The following is a 1,583-nucleotide window of genomic DNA, read 5'->3' as shown; positions in this document are numbered from 1 at the left end:
TGTCCTTAACGAAGTCCGCGAGGCGGGAGTGGACTGATGCGTCGGGGCAAAACCAGAGATTGACGGTGCGTCGTCATCCAGCTTCAACGCAGCAACTTCGCCGGCCACCTTCGCGGCTTGCGCCAAATGCTCGGCGCGTTCGGGGGCGTCGGACAGCGCCAGCAGTTGAGCCCGGACGATGCGGATGTCCCACAAGGTGCGATTGTTTTCCAACGCCACACGACACAACTCGGCCGCCTGCTCGGGATCGGTGATTGCGATGCGACGAATGATGGACGCCATCCGCGTGGGATCCTTCGTCGCTTTCATCTCTCGCAGGTTCACTTCGGCTTGCGTGACCAAACCGGCTTCCAATTCGAGCGACGAGAGTCGACTTTGATTCGACGGCGTGTTTTCAACATTGACCAGCCGGCGTTGATACGAAACCGCCGACAACAGGTTCCCGGATTGCGACAAGTGGTCGACCATCGCCTGCAGCAGTTTGACATCCCGCGGATGTTTGCCGAGCATTCGCTTGATCACGGTGTGAGCTTGCCGGTAATCCTTCACGAACGTCCAAACGGACGCGATCAAGATTGACTTGGATTTTTGATCAAGTCCGTCCATTTCAGCGCGTTCGAGCCGGGTCACGAGCTGGTCGATTTCTCCACGCCGTGCATACAGCGGCACCAGTTGCTCGACCAGGTCTGTCCGTTCGGTGAATCGACGTTCGTGTTCGATGGCTTGCCAGAACAAATCGATCGCGGCAAGTGTTTGATAACGCTCCGCCAATCGTCGTGCCAAGGTGACGCGTGCGTCGATGGCACGGGGATCCACCATGATGGCTCGTCGCAGCGCGTTTTCGCCGGCTTGATCCTGGCCCGACGCAAAGGCGATTCGGGCGTACAAGCGATAGGAATCCGGGGACGCCGGATTGGTGTCAATCATGGCTTGGGCGGCGCGCGAGGCTTGATCCCATTCGCCTAACTGTTCCCAGATTTTGACCAACCGACCGAGATGGTTGACTTGAAAGCGTTTGTCTACCTGCGCCAACGTTTCCAGATGCGTTGCGGCGGTGGAACGTCGCCCCCATCCTTCGGCGATGTCGACCGCATCGCGAAGGATCGCAACGTTTTCTGGATCAAGTTTCAATGCGGCGTCGATCGAAAGCGATGCCGCCGCCGGTTGTCCGTTGGCAAGAAAAAGCAAAGCGAGAAACCGTTGGTTTTCCGGCGTCGATGCTTCGACGGAAACCTGAGCGATCTGCTCGCCCAGTTTGCCCGCCGCCCGAAGTGCTTCGATGCGATGTCGGATCAGTCGCTCGCGTTCTTCTGCGCTTTGCGCCAAACCCGCTGCGGTTTCCAATTCTGTAAACGCCGCGTCGTGTCGCTTCGCTTCCGAGAGCACGCGGACGTAGCGCAAGCGTTGCTCAATCGACAAATCCAGCTCGGCCGCTTGCTGCCAGCATTGCAACGCCAGGTCGGTCAGCTTGAATGAACCAAAGACCGTCGCAAGCCGGATCAGCGATTCCGCGGTCCGCCGCTGGCCATCGGCGATCGACCGCCAAGCGGCGATCGCCTCGTCGTGCCGTCCGAGACCGTGCA

The 1,583-nt window shown here is 59.3% G+C and carries 1 pseudogene; it reads right to left on the bottom strand.

Going from position 1 to position 1,583, the window contains the following annotated elements:
• Positions 1–1,583 (bottom strand): annotated as a pseudogene (locus ABX749_RS32330) (hypothetical protein); the annotation flags it as partial.

It is taken from the genome of Stieleria sp. (assembly GCF_041595215.1).
GTDB lineage: Bacteria > Planctomycetota > Planctomycetia > Pirellulales > Pirellulaceae > Stieleria > Stieleria magnilauensis.
The sequence above is the reverse complement of the archived record's forward strand: the minus strand, read 5'-3'. Positions and strand labels throughout refer to the sequence as shown.